We start from the raw sequence: 19,364 nt of genomic DNA on the forward strand, positions 1-19,364 counted from the left end.
ATACTCCATGAATAAAAAAGAAAATAAGCATTACCCATTCACCGCCATAAAAGGCCAAGAAGATTTGAAATCAGCCTTGATGCTTAATATAGTTGACCCGACATTGGGAGGTGTATTGGCGATAGGAGATAAAGGAACAGGCAAGACAACGACTATTCGAGCTTTGGCTGAATTGATGTCGCAGAGAGAACAATTTCCTTTTGTCAACTTGCCAATGGGAGCTACGGAAGATCGAGTAATGGGTCATATCGAGTTGGAAAAATTGATCAATGAGAAGCGGGAAATTTTAAAACCGGGATTGATGGCTCAGGCTCATGGAGGCTTTTTGTACATCGATGAAGTCAATTTACTCAATGATTACCTGATGGATGTTTTGTTGGATGCGAGTGCTTCGGGCGAATATTATCTGGAAAGAGAAGGAATGTCGGCGACATTGTCGAGTAGATTTGGACTGATTGGTTCTATGAATGCAGAGGAAGGTGGATTGCGTCCTCAGCTTAAAGACCGGTTTGGATTATGCGTCCATGTGAAGACGGTAGAAGATGTCAATATTCGAAAGCAGATTATCAAAGACCGCATGCGTCATGATGATGACTCTGTATCTTTTGCCAAGGAATATGAGGAACAGGAAAATACTCTATTTGATAAAATAACTCAAGCGAGAAAAAATCTTGGCCAAGTTATTATCCCTGAAAATATCTATGAATTATCCGCTCAGTTGGCTTGTGAACACAAAGTGGAAGGTCATCGTGCGGACATATTATTAGTAAAGACTTCCAGAGCTTATGCTTCTTTTCAAGGTCGAGATCGAGTAGAGGAAACAGACTTGGATGCTGTCGCCGATTATGTATTGGCTCATAGAAGCAACAATGATCAAGATAATTCTTCAAAAAACGATTCATCTCAAGATCAACAAATTCAAGAAGAAAACGAGAATGAGTCTGAAAGCGAGGGATTGAGCCAAGCGGTATTTGCGCCGGTAATGCCTGAAAAAGGATTTCAAGCAAACTTAAAACGTGGCAAAGGAAGCCAATCAACAGATTCCAAACGATCAAGTCAGGGGATAGAAAAATCGCCTAAGATTGATTATAAAAATACGGTTGGGCAGTATATCGCAAAGGATAAGTTTGAATTGCGCCACAAGACTCAGTCTGATAAAAGCTTGAAGCACTTGATATTCATTTTGGATTCGAGCGGTTCGATGATCAGCGAAAAAATCGCATCCTATGCCAAAGGCTACGCTCTTAAATCTATGGAAGATAAAGCAGGCTTGGTTTACTCTCTTGTCGCGATGAATGGAGGAACTGCACAAGTTTTGGTAAACCTTTCCAATCAATTAGATGAAGTTCACACGAAAATATCAGAGTTGGAATCCAGTGGCAAAACCAATGCTGTTGAAGCTTTGAAGATTGCCGGGACTCTGATCCAAAAAGGAGCAAGAAATGAACTGATCATGATCACTGACGGAAGATTCAATTCGGAAGAAGGAGATAATATAGAGAAGGCTGTGATGGCCTTTCGCAAGCATTGCAAGGGGATAAATAGAACGTATATCATTGATTCGGAAGCGGGATTTGTCAAATTAGGTTTGGCTGAAAAACTTGCCAAGAGAATCAATGCCGATTATGATGTATTGAAAAGGGAAGGAGTGCATTCATGAAGACATTGCCACAATTTGTCATATCGGCGCCCACCAGCAATGCCGGAAAGACAACGATAAGTCTGGGTTTGATGAGATTGTTGGAGAGAAAAGGCCTGAAACCTCAGCCTTTCAAATGCGGTCCGGATTATATCGATCCCAAGTTTCATCAATTGTCAGCTAACAAGGAAAGTATCAATTTGGATTTGTATATGATGCCTCAAGATCATTTGAAAGACGTTTATCATCGAAATTTGAAAGAAGCAGGCTGTGGAATTGTGGAGGGAGTGATGGGGCTTTTTGACGGAGCGAAAAAAGATCTGGGAAGCACAGCTCAGTTGGCTAAGACTTTAGACATTCCAGTCATTTTGGTTGTCGATGCAAAGGCTGTTGCATATTCAGTAGCTCCGCTATTGTATGGCTTTAAGAATTTTGACCCAAAGGTGACTATTGCCGGTGTTATTTTTAATCGGGTAAATACACAAAGTCATTTTACCTTTTTGAAAGAAGCTTGTGAAGATGTAGGATTGGAGGCGCTGGGCTATGTTCCTTTTATTGAAGATGTGCAGATTCCTTCGCGTCATTTGGGATTGTCCATAGAAAATATTCATAGCTATGAGAGAGTAATGGATCTTATTGCCGACAAGATGGAGGAAACGGTTGATTGGGAAAAATTACTAGAAATAAGTAAAAAGGAGGTATTGCCATTTAATTCTGACAAAACCATCTCTACGGATAATGTAAAAATAGCCGTAGCTCTTGACGACTCGTTCAATTTCATTTACAAAGAGAATATAAATGCCTTGAGAAGTCTTGGCGATGTGCAATTCTTTAGCCCAATCTATGAAGAACAAGTGCCAGAGGCCGACTTGCTTTATTTTCCGGGAGGCTATCCGGAGTGCAATTTGGATAGATTGGCTGGCAATATTTCATTTTTGAATTCACTGAAAGATTACGCTGAACGTGGAGGAAGAATCTTTGCTGAATGTGGAGGATTGATGTATTTGGGACAAAGCATAATCGATAAGGAAGGTAAAGAATACGCAATGGCTGGAATATTTGATTTTAAAACGTCAATGGCTCAGTCAAAATTGCATCTTGGCTATCGTGAAATACACCTGAATGGAAAAAACCTGAAAGCTCATGAATTTCATTATTCAACTATGGAAAATGATCATGATACCGATTCAATAGGCTATATGAAAAATGCCAGAGGCATGGAAGTGAATACCAAATTATATAGAAAGGCGAATTGTGTGGCGACGTATGCGCATATATATTTTGCCGATCAGGTTTCATTGGAGGCAATGTTGGAATTATTTGGATTAAGTGCGTGTGATACTAGGATAATATAATTTCAAAAAGAAAAACTTCATTTTGTCTCCATTCGGAGGGAGCTGAGAGGGAGGATTTTATCAAATTATTTTTCTTTTTGAATATGCTTCTTGCACTTATTAGAACTAGAAAAAACAATTAAAATATGAAAATATACACTAAAAAAGGAGACAAAGGAATGACTGGCGTCTTCGGAGGAAAACGCGAGTATAAAAATTCAGCAAGAATGGAATGCTTGGGAACGCTGGATGAAGCGAACTCAACGATTGGTTTGTTAAGGGCTAAGTTGGAGAACGATCATGAATGGCAACAAGGCCTTCATCGTATCCAAAAAGATCTAATGGATATGATGTCCCACTTGGCCAGGCCTTCAGTATCTACTAAAGAGAATAGAAATCCTCATCCGGAAGATGGTGCAGAGTTTTGTGAAGAGTGGATAGATCAGATGGAAAATGCTATGAGTTCGCCTTCTGACTATTTTATTTTACCGGGAGGTAATGAAATCTCGGCTTTATGCCATATGTGCCGAACGCAAATCCGTCGAGGTGAACGAACATTAGTTGGCTTGATGCAGGAAGATCCTGAATGTGTATATGATTATATCATGTCGTATGTCAATAGGCTTTCAGATTTATTTTTCACCATGTCCAGAGCCGAAATGGACAAGCATGGAGTCGCAGAAGAAAAGTGGAATTTATTTTTATACAAGAGAAAAAAGAAAAGTTAATAATGTGTAGTCACAGTAGGGAAATATGATTTCTAAAAGAAAAATTCCATGTTGTCTCCCTTAGGAGGGAGCTAAGAGGGAGGATATTTTTAAATCATTTTTCTTTTTGAATATGCTATCCTACTCTAGTTATACATTCAAAAGTTAAGAGATATGAAAAAAGTACCTATTACGATTATAACTGGTTTTCTGGGCGTAGGTAAAACGACCTTGATACACAATATGCTTAAAAATGCCAATGGAAAGCGTATTGCGGTTTTGGTGAATGAATTTGGAGAAGTCGGTGTCGATGGAGAGCTGATCAAGTCCGGTTGTGGAGATGATGAATGCAATTTGATTGAGCTAGCCAACGGTTGTATCTGCTGTACCGTACAGGAGGAGTTTTTGCCATCGATGATCGAGCTGATTGAGCGCAAAGATGAAATCGACCATATCGTTATTGAGACTTCAGGTTTGGCGATGCCTAAGCCATTGGTGAGAGCGGTTAATTGGCCGGATCTGAAACCGCATATTACGATAGATGCTGTGATTACGGTCGTTGATGCGGTTGGTCTTGCAACGGGTGAGATTTGCGACAGAGAAAAAGTTCAGGCTCAAAGATTGGCCGATGATTCTCTGGACCATGAAACTCCGATCGAAGAGCTATTTTTAGATCAATTGACTTGCGCGGATTTGATTTTGATGAGCAAAAGAGATTTAGTGGATGATCAGAAGTTTGAAGATATCAAAACGATAATATCTGGTAAAGCTAGATCTTCTGCTAAGATTATTCCTGTAATCAAAGGAGAGCTGGACAATGACCTGTTGTTAGGAATTGGAGCTTATGCGGAAGATGATTTGGATAATCGTCATTCCATACACGAACATCATCACGACCATGGACATGATCACGAGCATGATGAAAGCATTGAGACCATCGTTTTGGAATACGGAAGTGTCAAAGATATTAAATCCTTAGTCAAAGATCTGAAAGCAATGGTTGAAGATCAGGAAATATACAGAATCAAAGGTTTTGTGCATATCGAAGGCAAACCTATGCGAATGATCCTTCAAGGTGTAGGAAGTAGATTTGATTATTACTTTGATAAACCTTGGGCTGATAATGAAGAACCAAAGACCAGACTTGTAGTCATCGGCCGAAATGTTTCTTCATTGGAGTTGGTATAAGATTTTTAACAAATGAAAATTAAAAATTGGCCTTGAAAAATGAGGGTTAAGAAACATTACTTATCGAAGCGTTAAGAAATTTTCACTGTTTGAACGAAGTGAGTTTGAAAATTTCAGCTTGATAAGTAATGTTTTACCGAAGTTTTCATAGCCTTGATTTTTTGTTACTTTTTTATCAAGAAAAAAGTAAGAGAAACTATGTTTTATATTAGAGAAGTGGTTGATGTATAGTTAAGAGCTGTATGAGCTTCTTTTCATAACATGAATAATGATGCATTTAATTTCCACTATACCCGGAGGATGGAATCCCAATGACGAAGGCGTATTTCATGTAGTTCAGAAACCCGGAGATATCATTTTTATGTCTTCGGCGGATACCGAATTATTTACATTGAATAAAGCCTACAAGAAGATGCACGATCAAGAGACGAATCTTCCAAGCCTCAGGCTGGCCAATTTGGGTTACTTCAAGCAGGAGTTGACAATCGATACTTATCTGGATGAAGTGGTTTCAGAATCCAAAGTAGTAGTAATGCGCATGCTGGGAGGCAAGTCGTATTTTCCTTATTTGTGTGAAGCCATGACCGACTTTGCCGAGGAAAATGACATTGCCTTGATTTTTTTGCCGGGAGACAACAAGCTTGACTTGGAGCTGATGAACATGTCGACTTTGGCATTGGATAAGGTAATTTCGATTTGGAATTATTTTGTAGAAGGAGGTATTCAGAATATTCAGGAAGGAATAAGCTTGATCATGAATGAAACCTTGAAAACTTCCCTACCTGTCGAAAATAAAGTCAGCATTCCGGATTTTTTCCTTTATCATCCAGAACAAGGAATTATCAAAGAGTCAAATGATGATGCTCAGGTATTGATCATGGCTTATCGAAGTACATTTGTAGCTGATAATCTGGAGCCGATAGATGAGTTGATTTATAGTCTAAAGGTAATAGGCGTCCAAGCATTGGCTTTGATGGCGCTTTCTTATCGAGATGAAAATGTGGAAGAAATCATTCTTAACTTGCTTCATAAGCATAATTTATCGCTTCCGAAAGTGATCATCAATACGACTGGCTTTTCAATTCAAGGCTTTAATTCGCAATTGAACGAAGGCATTTTTGAGAAAATAGGAGCTCCGTGTATTCAGGCGATCATGGCAGGTTGCAATAAAGAAACTTGGGAAAATGGAAGCTTTGGTTTGCCACCGACCGATGTGGCGATGAATATCGCATTGCCTGAAGTAGATGGAAAGATCATCACCAAGGCGATTTCTTTCAAGGAAGCTTTGCCCGAAAAAGACCCTTTGACCGATGCGGATATTGTCAGGTATGTCAATCATCAGGAAGGCTGTGAGTTTGTTGTAAGGCATACGCTTGCGTGGATGAATTTGGCATCGAAAAATAATGACCAGAAGCGTATCGCCTTGATCATGCCTAATTATCCCAACAAGGACAGTCGATTAGCCAATGGCGTAGGGCTTGACACTCCGGCAAGCACCATAGAAATATTATCAGCTCTAGAAAGGTCTGGATATGATCTGGGTGATTCCATTCCAAGAGATACTGAGGAACTCATTGAATTGATGACTGAGACGGTAACAAATGATTTGGACAGTTTGTATCATCGGGCTTATCATGTGTTTATTACTGAAGAAGATTTTTACAAAAAATACAATAGACTATCTGAAGAACTCAGGTTAAAAGTAGAAGAACAATGGGGACATCCCAATTCATCTCCGAACTATAGAGAGGGCAAATTTATCATACCGGGTACCATCTTAGAAAATGTGTTTTTGAGTATTCAACCGAGTCGTGGTTATAATTTAGATCTTCAAGCAAGTTATCACTCGCCGGATCTTCCTCCTACTTATGCTTATCTGGCTTATTACTTTTGGATGCAAGAGGTGTTTGATGCGGATGCCGTTGTGCATATCGGCAAGCACGGCAATTTGGAGTGGCTTCCGGGCAAAAGCGTCGCATTGAGTGAAGGTTCATGTTTCCCGACAGCGATATTTGATGCTTTGCCTCATTTTTATCCCTTTATCATCAATGATCCCGGAGAAGGCACTCAAGCCAAGCGAAGAACGCATGCTGTGATATTGGATCATCTGATTCCGCCGATGACCCGAGCTGAAAACTATGGCGATTTGCTCAAGCTCGAACTCTTAGTGGATGAATATTATGAATCCGCTTTGATGGATGCGAAGAGAGCAAAGCTGGTAAAGTCAAAAATCGAATCCTTGGTGCAAAGCACTCAACTGAGTGTTGATCTTGGGCATCAGGGAGATGATGTTGATGAGCTTTTGGAAGCTATTGATGGATATTTGTGTGAATTGAAAGAAGCGCAAATCAGAGGTGGTCTTCATATTTTTGGAAAAATGCCGATTGGTGAAAAGTTAATTGATTTGATCGTTGCTATGCATCGAGTTCCGCAAATGGGCTTGCCGGGATTCACTCAAGCTTTAGCCGAAGATTTTGATTTAGGATTTGACCCTTTGGAAATTGAATATTCTGATCCTTTTGAAGGAGAAATACTGGGTATATCCTGTCGTACGTATGGACAGGCTGTTGAAATGTTGGAAGAGTATGGCAAGCAAAAGGTTTGGTCGCTGATAGATGGAGATCTTAGTGAAGACAACTTCCAAGGAAAGTTTGGTCATTTACTTCAAAATATCAAAGAATACACATTGCCAATATTGCAGGCTACTCAAGATGAAATAGGAAATCTGTTGGAAGGCTTGAATGGCAAATTTGTTCCTGCGGGAGGTTCGGGTGCTCCGACGAGGGGAAGGCTGGATATCTTGCCGACAGGTAAGAATTTCTATTCGGTGGATGTGCGTACTGTTCCTTCCGAATCAGCGTATCAATTAGGCAAGAAAAGCGCGCAAAACATAATTGACCGTTACCTGCAAGAAGAAGGCGAATATCCAAAATCTATTGGTATATCAGTCTGGGGAACTGCAACGATGCGTACGAGTGGCGATGATATAGCTCAGGCTCTGGCTTTGATGGGCGTAAAGCCGATCTGGCAGGGAGCAAATCGTCGGGTCAAAGACTTTGAAGTGATCTCATTGATTGAATTGGGAAGACCAAGAATCGATGTGATGTTAAGGATTTCCGGATTTTTCAGGGACGCATTTCCCGATATCATTTCCCTATTCAATACAGCCGTGGAAAAGGTCGCTTTATTGGATGAGCCTAATGAGCAAAACCCAATTAAAGAACGGTTTGAACGTGAGCGAGACGATTGGAAATCCAAGGGATTGGACGAGAAAACTTCATACGAAAGATCGCTTTACAGAGTCTTTGGATCGAAACCCGAAGCTTACGGAGCAGGATTGCAAGGTTTGATCGACGGACAAAACTGGGAAAATCGCGAAGATCTGGCCAATGTGTACATGAATTGGAGCGGTTATGCTTATTATGGCGATAAAAATCAAGGTAAATCAGCTCATGAGACATTCAAAATTCGTTTGAAAAATATCGATGTCGTTATGCAAAATCAAGACAACCGAGAACATGATTTGCTCGATTCGGATGATTATTATCAGTTTCAGGGTGGCTTGACTTCAGCCGTTTATGCTCAAAAAGGAGAAGAACCGAAGACCTATTTTGGAGATCATTCACGACCGGACAATCCAAGAGTAAAATCATTGAAAGAGGAATTGCTAAAAGTCTATCGCTCAAGAGCTGTCAATCCCAAATGGCTCCAAGGCATGCGTGATCATGGCTACAAGGGAGCATTTGAGATGTCGGCTACATTGGATTATATGTTTGCTTACGATGCGACGACCAATCTTGTGGAAGACTTTATGTACGAAGGCATGGCCGAAGCTTACCTGATGGATGAGGAAAACAGAGCCTTTATCCAACAGCATAATCCTTGGGCATTAAAAGACATGTCTGAAAGACTTTTGGAGGCTATGCAACGAGGTATGTGGCAGTCTCCCGACCCGAAATTAAAACAAGCGATTCAGGATTTGTACTTGACGCAGGATGGAGAATTGGAGGGGAGGTAGAATTTAGAATTATATTTGAATGTTGAGTTTAAGGTTTAAACAATTGTTTAAGTATTGGTATTATTTAGCGATATAAAAGTTTTTTAAATATTAATTTGTTGTATTATAGTTGTTTAATATTTGTTTTTTATATTAAAGAGTAAATAAATTGGCTGTAATATGAATTATAAATTTATTTTTTGTTTTTTTTTAATATTAAACTGCGCTTATATCGTTAATGCTCAGGATTTTAATTTTAGAAAAATTGATACGAAAGCTAAAAAAAAGGAAGTTAAAAGAATGCATGACGCTATAATGTCTGTCCCTGAACCATATAAATTCGGTTATGGAGTTAGGAACGATAGTATTTTTTATAGTTTTTATAATGAAAATTATTTGAGAAAGATATTTAAAAAAAACACCTTTTTGAAGGGGTATAATGATGGGGTTTTGATAGATATATTAACAAAGAAAGAGTGTCTTTCCGCAACAGATAAATTGGAATTTTATAAAAATAGGCCCGCAATCTTTATGCGAAAATCTCAAATTTATAAGAATATGAAGAAGGTGGATGATAACCGTATAGAAGTTTTTTGCGGAGTCATACCTGAAGAATATAAATATAAAGAAATTGAGATGAATATTACCTTTGTCAAAAGACGGATGAGGGTGATACGTGTTATTACTTTTAATCCATTCTCTCATGTATCTTCCGTATTGCCATTTATTAATTTAGTAGAAATGTCAGTACCGAAATCAGCTGACTATGTGATAGTGAAAAAAATAGAAGAAAGCTTTTTTTATTTCGAAGAAAATAAATCGATTCTTAGGGAGCATGATAAAGTGGGGTTTTTAGAACAAATCAAAGATCAATTAAATGATGGATGGACAGTAACCGGAGCAAAACTGACAGCTTTTGCTTCAGTTGAGGGTAAGCTGGAGGATAATCAGACCCTGTATAAAGATAGAGCTCAGACAGTAGAAAATTGCATTAAAGGTTATCTCCCTGATAACTATAAGATCCCTGTTAAAATGGGTGAAAATTGGAGACAATTTAAGAGAGAAATCAAGGGTACTGCTGCTGATACTCTATTGAGGTATAGCAAGGAAGAAGTCAAAAAGATTATAAACGAAAACAATCTTAATGATGAGATGGAGCATTATTTGGCACCTCAAAGATATGTGAAATTAACTACCAGACTTGAAAAGCAGATGCTGGCAGTCGATTATTCAGATTTAGCATTGCTTAGATCTTTTGAAGATGGTCTTAGAGAGAAAAGACTAAAAATTAATGACCTAAAGTCTAATCAAGCGATGATAATAAAAAGAATTTTGGATAAAAAAATTGATTTTAAAGAATATTTAAAAATTGAAATTCCAGATCATTCTAGTTTGATAGATTTAAAGTTCAATAATCTTTTGTTGAAGACGAAATTATACCCTCATGCTGATTCTGTAATAATTGCGTATGATAAAATGATAAAACTAAAACCGAATGATAATCGGCTAAAATACAATTGGGTTGTTTATAAACAACTTTATCATAGATATGAAGAAAAATCATTTGAGAGGATAAAAAAATATACCTCGATATTAAAAAACGGAGAATTTAATACTGAAAGATTAGAGTTAAACAACCTATTGATTGAACTGAAACATGCTCCATTTAAGCCTAAGCATAGAGAAAATATCGAAACCAAAATTTTAAATATGATTGATTCCATGAAATTAAGGGATAAAGAGAAGATAACAATAGCATATTATACAGTAAGCGCTAATTCTCTTAAACCGACCATTAAGTTGATGGAAGAGTTGATTGATACAGGTTATGAGTTTAAAGATTTTGATATCGAAATTTATGTTAGATGTATTATAAGAGATTTTGATGAAGAAAACTCAAAGCATCTCAAGATGCTAAATTTATTGCTTGAAAGAGATAAATCTAGGTTTTGTGATATTTATTCTAGTTATCTAGAAGGAGGAGTAACTTTCCAGTTATTGTTAGAACAGTATTTTAAAAAACAATATTTAGAAACTTGTGAGGAGAATATAGTTTTTTAATAATAAATGTCAGATTCATTATACGTTTATTGAATAATTCATTTATCTAGAACATTCTTCATGCTCACGCTAAAAGGTTCGTTTGGTTTTTGAGCTCTGAGGATGCAAATTCCGAAATGCCTTAACTCTTCTTCATTCATATAGTGAATCTTCTCTGGTGGTGTTTGTAGATTGAAAAAGTAGAACTTTTCAGCTATTTCAGGGCTGAGGCCTACACTGCTCATGAAGGTTATATGCGGTTGATGCTTGGGATGGTCTTTGGGTAGTTCTGAGCCTTTCTCGCCTGTCTGTCTATTGCTCCAGGAATGAATGCCAAGTTTGGTAGATCTTACAACTTCGGAGCCTTCTGGGTGGAACATTACAGAGGGTTTTCCTCCCATGAATAAATCGCAACCTCCTGATATGGCCACTGTGCCAGAAGGCATCGTCACTGTCATATTTTTTTGATAAATATATTTAGCTAGTTTTTCAGTTTCCGCAAGGTCTCTTGTTCCCGGCACATCGATGATGATAATCCCGTCTATATCCCCATACTTTTCAATAAGATTTTTGGTACGCGTGTAGAAATCGCCCCAAAGTATTCCTATAATCAATAAGTAATTTTTGCCTCCTGAGGTTGTACGGATAATGCAAGTGGATTGATCATAACTGTAATTTCTGTAATAGTCTTGCATTCTTAATAATACCGAGCCGGAATAAGCGCTAGCTCCAGCCTCCTCTGTATCAGGGGAGACCATTCTGAAGTGCAATGTTCGCTTGAGGTTTGTTATGCCAAAATGGTCCACAATCTTGACTACCACTTGGACAAGTTTGTGTAAAATCTCTCTTTCTTTATCAAACATATCGGTCATTTTTTCCGCGAACGCTAAGCATTCGGGTGCTTTTTCATAGACGCTAATCAAGCAATTCAACATGCCGTTTACTTGAGCTCTATATCCATTGATATCACCGCTTAAATGAAAGCCGTGATCCATTTTGTAATGCTTGGGGCCTTGAGGGTATGTTAGCTCATGCTTGGAAAGGTTGAGAAACCTAAAGATATAGTGAGTTATTACATTAACAAGATCTGGCTGAAGCATAGGAGCGTCAGGCATGTCCTCTCTTCTTTTATAGATTAATTTTTTTGCAAAATGCTGGTAGCCTATTTCTGATATTTGAGGAGCTTCGTTGAACAACACAATTTGATCGCTATCATCTTTGGCGTAAGGGTGGATCATTCCATTTAACAACAATGTTTTTTTTGGTTTTTCATTATCAGAGCAGTGGCTTGAAGGAGGCACTTGGTATTTTAAATTTCCCATCAGTATCGCTTGCATCATAGCTTCTCCTTGAGCGAACCAGTACCATGCATTTTTGACTACCTGTTGTTGCGCTGTCATGGCTTCGCCACTGAATTTTCCCCCTTGCAAGCCAATCAAGCCTACTTCTCCAGAGTCTACAGTGCATTTTACACGGTCTAATTCTCGCAAATCATTGTAATGTGGCCATTCATGCTCTTTAAACCTTTGTCTGAAGTCTTTTCTGTCTTGCAGCATGTACCAGAAGTCAAAAGGTTGACCGCTATCTGATTGTTGTGGGATGACAGGAGCATTAGCGGCTAATTGTTCGGCTAGCGCCCTTCTATTAATCATATCCATTACATCGAAGCCTTTCAATGTGTCTTTGTCAAATCCCATCTCTTTGGACATTTTTTGATCATAAAGTCTTGGCAAATCATCCATACGTTGTCTTAATATTTTCCAAATTTCCTCATGATCTTCTACCGCTCCCCATTTAGTGGCAAGCGATCTTTTTCCGATGATATTCATAAATTGTTGAGCCAACAGATTGCGTTTGACATCTTTTGGAGAGTAAATAGAATGAAACAACTTGACAAGAACATCCTTGTCCTTATTGAATCCATATGTCCTGTAAGGTCCCCACATGTTTAGTAATAGGGGGTGTTCCAGTAAAGCTAATTCTTCATTGGGAATGAACATGCTGGCTCTTTGATCTGCAAAGAGTTTTAATGGGTTGATGTCTCCTTTTGGGATTTCGTCGGGTTCTCGCAGTGGTAACCAATCTGTATGAGTAAGGTCGAAGGGCAGCTCAGGCTCGGATTCGGGAGAGGAGGAAGGGTAGTCTGTGGAGCTATTTATCTCATGATTCTCAAAAAATGGATTTTGCTCCAAGTCAAGCTCCTCCAAACCCAGCCATAAATTGATCAGTGTGTCTATTGGACATTTTTCTTTGAGCTTCTTTGAGGATGATTTTTTTCGGCCTATTTGCCATAATAGCATTAAGTAATTTGGTGCGAAATGCCATGATTGATCATCCAAAGGTGAAGAGGCTAATGTATTGCCATTTTTGATATTGGGAAAAAATGCAATGTCGTTGGAAGATAAACTAGCAGGAGCATGCTTAACATTGACGCGTTTGATATTTTGACCTAATTCATCCGTGTTTGTCATGAGCTCGGGAAAGCACTTTTGAATAAAGGGCCAAGCTTCGTCTATTCCTGAGTCGAATGTCCCGTCATTGGTGAAGCAGTATGGAAATCCATATTCTCGAAAGTAATTATCATAGCTTTTTTGAGTTTTTCGTCTTTCGGAACTAGCTTCCTCAAATAAGTGCGTGATGACTTTATTGTCTTCAGTAGCGGAAGGCAGCTTGCTCAAAGGTAGGGCTAAAAGTTCTAATTCTAAATCAGCCAACAGCGCCAATTTTTTGCCGAGCAAATGCTTTCTTCGTTCTTTATGAAATCCTTTTTTATCTTTCTCAGCGATGAAAGTTTTTTCATGCTCATCAATAATGTTGAGAAGATCGAAAATATGTTGAGGGATTTTAGTCTTGTCTGTTAGACGGGATTTTAAAGATTCAGCGTTAAAGAGAGCTTGAATAGGGAAATAAAAATCTTTTGGCATTCGTGAAATGCCTTGTGACGGTTCATTGTTGATCGCTTTTCGGGTAGTGGTGGAGCGAGTAAAAGAAAGCATTAAAAAAGCTGGTTTTTAATTCAACAGCAATCAGGTCTTCAGGTTTTGAAATTTTATTCATCCATCTATTGAAATGGATTGAAATATATTTGGGGAATAGAAGGTTGAGTTTTTGCATGAAGTTTAATATTCTAATCAAACCACTTCAAAATGAATGATAAACTTACTGTTGGGTACCTTCAGACATGGGGAAACAAGGTGTCCTTTGTGGAAGCTTTAAATGCCGGATATGATACTATGGCTTTGGCTTTTGGAACGCTTGATGAAGCTGTAGTAGGAATCACGGATGGTATTCCACCAAATCTGAAAGAAGATATTGCGGAAGCGAAAAGCAATGGGGCGAAGCATATTCTGCTGTCATTTGGCGGAGCGAAAGATTACAATACTTACAAGCCCGGAGATGCTTCAGCCGAGGATGCGGGACAGGCTATTGTGAATTTTGCGAACGACTATGGTTTTACTGGAATTGATTTTGATTTGGAAATAGACGGAACCCAGTCTGATAATATTTACTTGGATGACCTGTGTTTTGAGATCAAGAAGTTCAATGAAAAGCTATTGATAACGGCCGCGCCACAAATTAGCCAAGGGCCTCATGATACGGATTTGACTTTGGTTTCGGATGGAAATACCTCAATCTATGAAGTGGCTTTGGAAAACAAACGATTCGATTATCTATTCATTCAAGCTTACAATAATCCATGGCCAAAATTGAGTAATTGTTCTCAGGTGGATACTTGTTTTATTTCAGCGGCATACAACAATTTCTCAAAGCAGAACTTGGCTTCGATGATTGTCATTGGAGAGCCGGCGACGGCAAGCGCGGCAGGAACCTCAATCTTCAAAACGCAAGGCGAAGGGCAAGAAGTATATGATGCTGTGGCTCAAGAGTACGCTTCCATTCAAGATGAGGAGCAATTTGGCGGCGCGATGACTTGGAGCATCAATTTGGATGCGGAAAATGATTATAAATTTATCAAGACCTTGAAAAGCAAGGTTTATTTTTAAATGAAAAGCCATCCGAAGGTTTTTGCATGCTTCGGATGGCAATAGATTTATTTCTTTTTGTTTAGCCTCACTTGAGGTTCTTTAGGCAATGCGAATAATGGAACCCACTTGTCCAGACCTGTCAAAGTCAAGGTAAGTATGCTGACAACTGCGATTACGGCCATGAAGTTGTACGAAATGATATCCAAGGCTTCGAACTTCTGCAATGGATAGACCGCGGTAGCGATTCCCAAATAGAAGCCGATGTACACATGCCAAGGAATCAATTGAGAACCGAAAACACCTAGCGCGTCGTTGAATGTTGCGTTTCTTAGCCTAAGAGTATAAAGGTCTTTTTCACTGCCTTCCACGTTTTCTTCCACCATCTCTTTGATCATCGGCCCGACGGTAACTATTTGAGCCATTTCATCGGCCAGAGCGGCATTTCCCATGATGGAAAGCGTGCCGTTGTAAAACATTAGCTGACGAACGTTTTTAGAGATCTTGAGTATGAATTTGGAAATAGGCTCGAATGCGTTGAGCAGCTTCATGATGCCTCCGAAAGCTCCAACCCACATCATCATCACGATCACCCAGCTGCCGGCGCCTTCGAATCCGCCTTTTACCAGATCAAGGTAAGCCGAAGTTGAGTCGATAGTTCCCGCAGGGTAGCCCAATAGAAAAGAGCTGATGATTCCGATAAACAAGCAAAGCAATGTAGGCAGGCCTTTGAACGCGGCGATAAGAACAAATAACAACGGCAAAGCCATAAACCAAGGCACGCCTTCTTTAACTTGCTCCAATAGCGTAACCGCAGAGGCTCTCTGCTCGGCTAGATTGGTCCATACATCTTGGGGAATTTCAGAAATGATGGCATGAGTATCTCCGGATTGAGCAGGCAGATCCATTATGATGCCGGCCGAGTAAAAGGCGATAACGCCAAGAAACAACACGATGCCTGACCAAACCCCTTGATGTCTTATTCTATCGATGACGTCTACTTTCTGAATGCCCGAACTTACAACGGTAGTCTCGGAAATAAGCCCGATATTGTCGCCAAAACATGATCCGCCGGCAATAGCGCCAATGGTCAGCATAATATTGCCACCAAGAATATGGGTCAACCAAAGGAAAATAGGCGCGCTGGCGGCGAATGTTCCCCAGCTCGTCCCTGTGGCGATAGATAGCAATGAAGTAATGATCAAGCCGACTACGGCTACGGTTTTGCCAGTAACACCTAGGTCTAGCGTCATATTGATAATGGAAGCCCCTACACCGGACACCATGAAAACTTCAGCCATGGCATATGCCATCATAAGGATGAAGAATACGATTTGCATTTCCTTCACATTGTCCAAGGCGGACTTCATGATGCTGTTGAAGGATTCTTTTTGCACGAAGAAGGCCACGCATGCAGCGTAAATAGTTGCTATGGGACCTGCTATGAGAATATCGAGCCCTGAGATCATCATGCCCGCAAGCAGGAATACTGGACTTATTTTGAGAATAGACTTCAAATTGAATGAGAGTTATATTTCGATTGAATTCACCAATGTTGAAACGAGGATAAGTTGAATTTTAGTATAAATATTGACTGAAGGCGGAAATTCGACTTTTAGCTGGATCATGTGGAACATGGCGTATTTTTAGTAATTTTAGAAAATCGACGACGCGGATAGCTTGTCTTGAAATTTTATATTTTTTAGAAATGGGAAAGTTGAGATCTATAATGTTAGTAGGAACGGGGTCCGATGTTGGAAAGAGCGTGCTTGTGGCCGGTATTTGCCGTATTTTGAAGCAGGAAGGGTATCATCCCGCGCCTTTTAAGGCTCAGAATATGTCATTGAACAGTTTTGCCACGCCGGAAGGACTTGAAATAGGAAGAGCTCAAGCGACTCAGGCGGAAGCTTGCGGCATACCCTGCCATACAGACATGAATCCAGTGCTGCTTAAGCCCACTTCGAAGATGAGTTCTCAAGTTGTTTTGCACGGGAAGCCTTTGGGCAATCAGTCTGCCAAGGATTATTTTATGGGGAATAACCGAGCGCACCTTTTTGAAGAGGTTTGCGGTGCTTATAGAAATTTAAGCGCTAGGTTTAGTCCTATCGTAATGGAAGGGGCCGGGAGTATTTCAGAATTGAATCTTAAGCATAGGGATATTGTCAATATGAGAATGGCTAAAGAGGCCAATGCTCAAGTGTATTTAGTAGCGGATATTGATCGTGGAGGTGTATTTGCCAGCGTATATGGAACGATAGCCTTGCTGGAAGAATGGGAGCGTAAGCTTGTCAAAGGAATAATTATAAACAAATTCAGAGGGGATGCGAGCTTATTTGAAGATGGGAAAAAGAAAATAGAAGAGCTTACAGGTTTGCCGGTATTGGGAGTTGTGCCTTTCGCCGAGGACATTTACATCGAAGACGAAGATTCGGTCGCTTTGAGCCGTAGAAAATTCGAGGCTTCTCAGGATCTGATCAATATTGGAGTCGTATTGTTGCCTCATATTTCGAATTATACGGATTTTAATATGCTCGAAAGAGATGAGAGGGCGAACTTATTTTATACTCGAGAAGCCGAGGAACTGGCTAAAGCTGACATTATCATCTTGCCGGGCTCTAAAAATACGATCAGAGACTTGCTGTTCTTGAGAAAAACAGGCTTGGCTAAAGTCATCTTGCAAGCCAGCCAACAAGGCAAGAAAGTAGTGGGGATCTGTGGCGGTTTTCAGATGATGGGAGAATGGATAAGCGATCCTCATGGGGTTGAAAGCGATACGGAAGTGGTGCCAGGGTTGGGAATATTGCCTGTTTCAACGAAATTAACTCAAGAGAAAACAACTGTCGAGCGTTCATTTTATTTTAAAAATCAATCAGACCTTTGCAAAGGGTATGAAATCCATATGGGCGAGACCTCTTCTGAGAAAGCGTCTCCATTGAATAGATATGATGATAAGACAGAAGGCTATTTGCTTAGCGATGATTGTTGGGGTTCATATATGCATGGTATTTTTGACAACCAATGCGTGATTGACGACTCGCTTGGAAGCGTGAAAGAAGGCGAGTCTTTGAGCTATGAGGCATTTAAAGAAGAGAATTATGACAAGTTGGCGGACTTGCTTAGGTCATGCCTTGATATGGAGAAAGTCTATCAGCATATGAGGGAAAGCGCGGAATGATTTTTAAGAATAAATGATTAGAAAATAGTTAAATGGAAGAGCTTTCAATTTATGTTCTATTTGCGATAGCGGCACTTGTGGTGTCTGTTTTAGCTGCAAGCCTATTGCGTGCTTCTATTAAAAACACCAGATATTTGCCGCTTTTAGTATTCGTGATCATAGCAGTGGTTGAAATGCTCTCGCGAATATCTTTATTGGAAGGCTTTGCGGTAAGATTTCCCCACTTATTTTATGTCTCGGAGCCTTTAATCATGCTTAATGCTCCTTTGATTTATATCTATACTCGCAATCTGCTTTCTCCGAAGTTGGAATTGAAAAAGAGCGATGCACTGTTTTTAATCCCTTTCGTATTAAGCGTTTTGGCTTATATTCCGTTTTACTCCTTGTCAGCAGAGCAAAAGATTGCCGATTTCATGCAGTTTGGAGGCCTGAACACCGACATATCCGAAAATATCTGGGAGTGGAATTTTGAAGTTTGTTGGGGGGCTGTTTTTCTAGTCGCTTCGCTTAAGCAGTTGGCAGAGTTCAATCTTAAGATACGCCAGCAGTTTTCCGATGTGCATAATGCCAGTCTTCATTTGACACAGTGGTTTATCAAGTTTTGTTTGATCACTTATTGCTTAGAATTGACGGTTGTGTACGCTACATTGTATGGTTGGGGAGATCATAAAACCTTGTTTTATTTTTTAAATGGCTTTAACGCTGTTGTTCTTTTATTAGTAGGAGTTGATGCTGTTTTCTCCTCCAAATATGTGGATGCTTTGGAGAAGAATTGGCAAGCTGTTCCTCAAGAGGAAAAAGAACTTGCGCAAAGCAAAAAGTATGTAAGCTCAACTTTGGACCAAGATCAATCGCGGAAAATAAAGCAAGCTATAGAGCAGTATATGCTCGATCAAAAACCGTATCTCAATGCCCAATTCAGGTTAGGCGATTTGGCCGAAGCGATGGAAATATCATCGCACCAAATTTCACAGGTATTGAATGAGTCTGTCAATAAGAACTTTAACGAGTTTGTGAACCAATACAGAATAAATGAAGCCGTGCGTTTGCTTCAAGATCAAAGTTATAGTCATTTGACACTTTCCGCGATAGGTTTTGAGGCTGGATTTAATTCCAAATCCTCATTTTACAGCGCATTTAAAAAAGTCACAGGGAAAACGCCTTCAGAGTTTAAGTCTTTGTGATTTAGTTGCTTATGATTCCTGTATTATAATCTTGGAAAGCTTATTTGGGAAAATAACTCCAATATGATAGTTCTGGACGATTGTGATTAGTCTATGATTCACCTTTGTGAAAATTAA

Annotated in this window: 11 protein-coding genes; 9 read left to right on the top strand and 2 right to left on the bottom strand. The window is 39.5% G+C overall.

All coding sequences use genetic code 11. From position 1 onward, the window contains the following. Positions 1 to 7 precede the first annotated feature (7 nt). From AABK36_RS00335 to AABK36_RS00360, 6 genes are all read left to right on the top strand, one after another. Complete coding sequence (locus tag AABK36_RS00335) at positions 8 to 1,660, top strand: AAA family ATPase (RefSeq protein ID WP_309937019.1); 1,653 nt, start codon at positions 8 to 10, stop codon at positions 1,658 to 1,660. Then, the gene (locus AABK36_RS00340) at positions 1,657 to 2,994 is read left to right on the top strand and encodes a cobyrinic acid a,c-diamide synthase CobB (RefSeq protein WP_309937020.1); all 1,338 of its coding nucleotides are present in this window, start codon (positions 1,657 to 1,659) and stop codon (positions 2,992 to 2,994) included. Before AABK36_RS00335 ends, AABK36_RS00340 begins: the two co-directional genes overlap by 4 nt. 125 nt (positions 2,995 to 3,119) lie before the next feature. After that, a complete protein-coding gene (locus tag AABK36_RS00345) occupies positions 3,120 to 3,701 on the top strand; it encodes a cob(I)yrinic acid a,c-diamide adenosyltransferase (RefSeq protein WP_309937022.1) in 582 nt (193 codons plus the stop codon). A gap of 153 nt (positions 3,702 to 3,854) precedes the next feature. Next, positions 3,855 to 4,868: a cobalamin biosynthesis protein CobW gene (gene cobW, locus AABK36_RS00350; protein WP_309937023.1), complete on the top strand. Its 1,014-nt coding sequence runs from the start codon at positions 3,855 to 3,857 to the stop codon at positions 4,866 to 4,868. 268 nt (positions 4,869 to 5,136) lie between these two features. After that, positions 5,137 to 8,886 carry a cobaltochelatase subunit CobN gene (cobN, locus tag AABK36_RS00355; RefSeq protein WP_309937024.1) on the top strand — a complete coding sequence of 1,250 codons (3,750 nt, stop codon included), beginning with the start codon at positions 5,137 to 5,139 and terminating at the stop codon, positions 8,884 to 8,886. A 159-nt stretch (positions 8,887 to 9,045) separates the two neighbouring features. After that, on the top strand, positions 9,046 to 10,926 hold the full coding sequence (locus tag AABK36_RS00360; RefSeq protein ID WP_309937025.1) for a hypothetical protein: 1,881 nt from the start codon (positions 9,046 to 9,048) through the stop codon (positions 10,924 to 10,926). A 38-nt stretch (positions 10,927 to 10,964) separates the two neighbouring features. Here the strand turns inward: AABK36_RS00360 and AABK36_RS00365 are convergent, their stop codons facing one another. Beyond that, positions 10,965 to 13,901 (bottom strand): hypothetical protein, encoded by a 2,937-nt coding sequence (locus tag AABK36_RS00365; protein ID WP_309937026.1) that lies wholly within the window; start codon positions 13,899 to 13,901, stop codon positions 10,965 to 10,967. A 150-nt stretch (positions 13,902 to 14,051) separates the two neighbouring features. Here AABK36_RS00365 and AABK36_RS00370 point away from each other — a divergent pair, with 150 nt between their 5' ends. Beyond that, a complete protein-coding gene (locus AABK36_RS00370) occupies positions 14,052 to 14,909 on the top strand; it encodes a glycosyl hydrolase family 18 protein (protein WP_309937027.1) in 858 nt (285 codons plus the stop codon). Between the two features lie 47 nt (positions 14,910 to 14,956). Here AABK36_RS00370 and AABK36_RS00375 read toward each other — a convergent pair whose 3' ends face one another. Next, a complete protein-coding gene (locus AABK36_RS00375) occupies positions 14,957 to 16,405 on the bottom strand; it encodes a Na+/H+ antiporter NhaC family protein (RefSeq protein WP_309937028.1) in 1,449 nt (482 codons plus the stop codon). Between the two features lie 191 nt (positions 16,406 to 16,596). Between AABK36_RS00375 and AABK36_RS00380 the strand changes: the two genes are divergently transcribed. Both AABK36_RS00380 and AABK36_RS00385 read left to right on the top strand, forming a co-directional pair. Beyond that, complete coding sequence (locus tag AABK36_RS00380) at positions 16,597 to 18,063, top strand: cobyric acid synthase (RefSeq protein WP_309937029.1); 1,467 nt, start codon at positions 16,597 to 16,599, stop codon at positions 18,061 to 18,063. Between the two features lie 32 nt (positions 18,064 to 18,095). Then, positions 18,096 to 19,247 (top strand): helix-turn-helix domain-containing protein, encoded by a 1,152-nt coding sequence (locus AABK36_RS00385; RefSeq protein ID WP_309937030.1) that lies wholly within the window; start codon positions 18,096 to 18,098, stop codon positions 19,245 to 19,247. Positions 19,248 to 19,364 lie beyond the last annotated feature (117 nt).

The organism is Aureibacter tunicatorum (assembly GCF_036492635.1).
In the GTDB taxonomy this organism is placed as follows: Bacteria; Bacteroidota; Bacteroidia; order Cytophagales; family Cyclobacteriaceae; genus Aureibacter; species Aureibacter tunicatorum.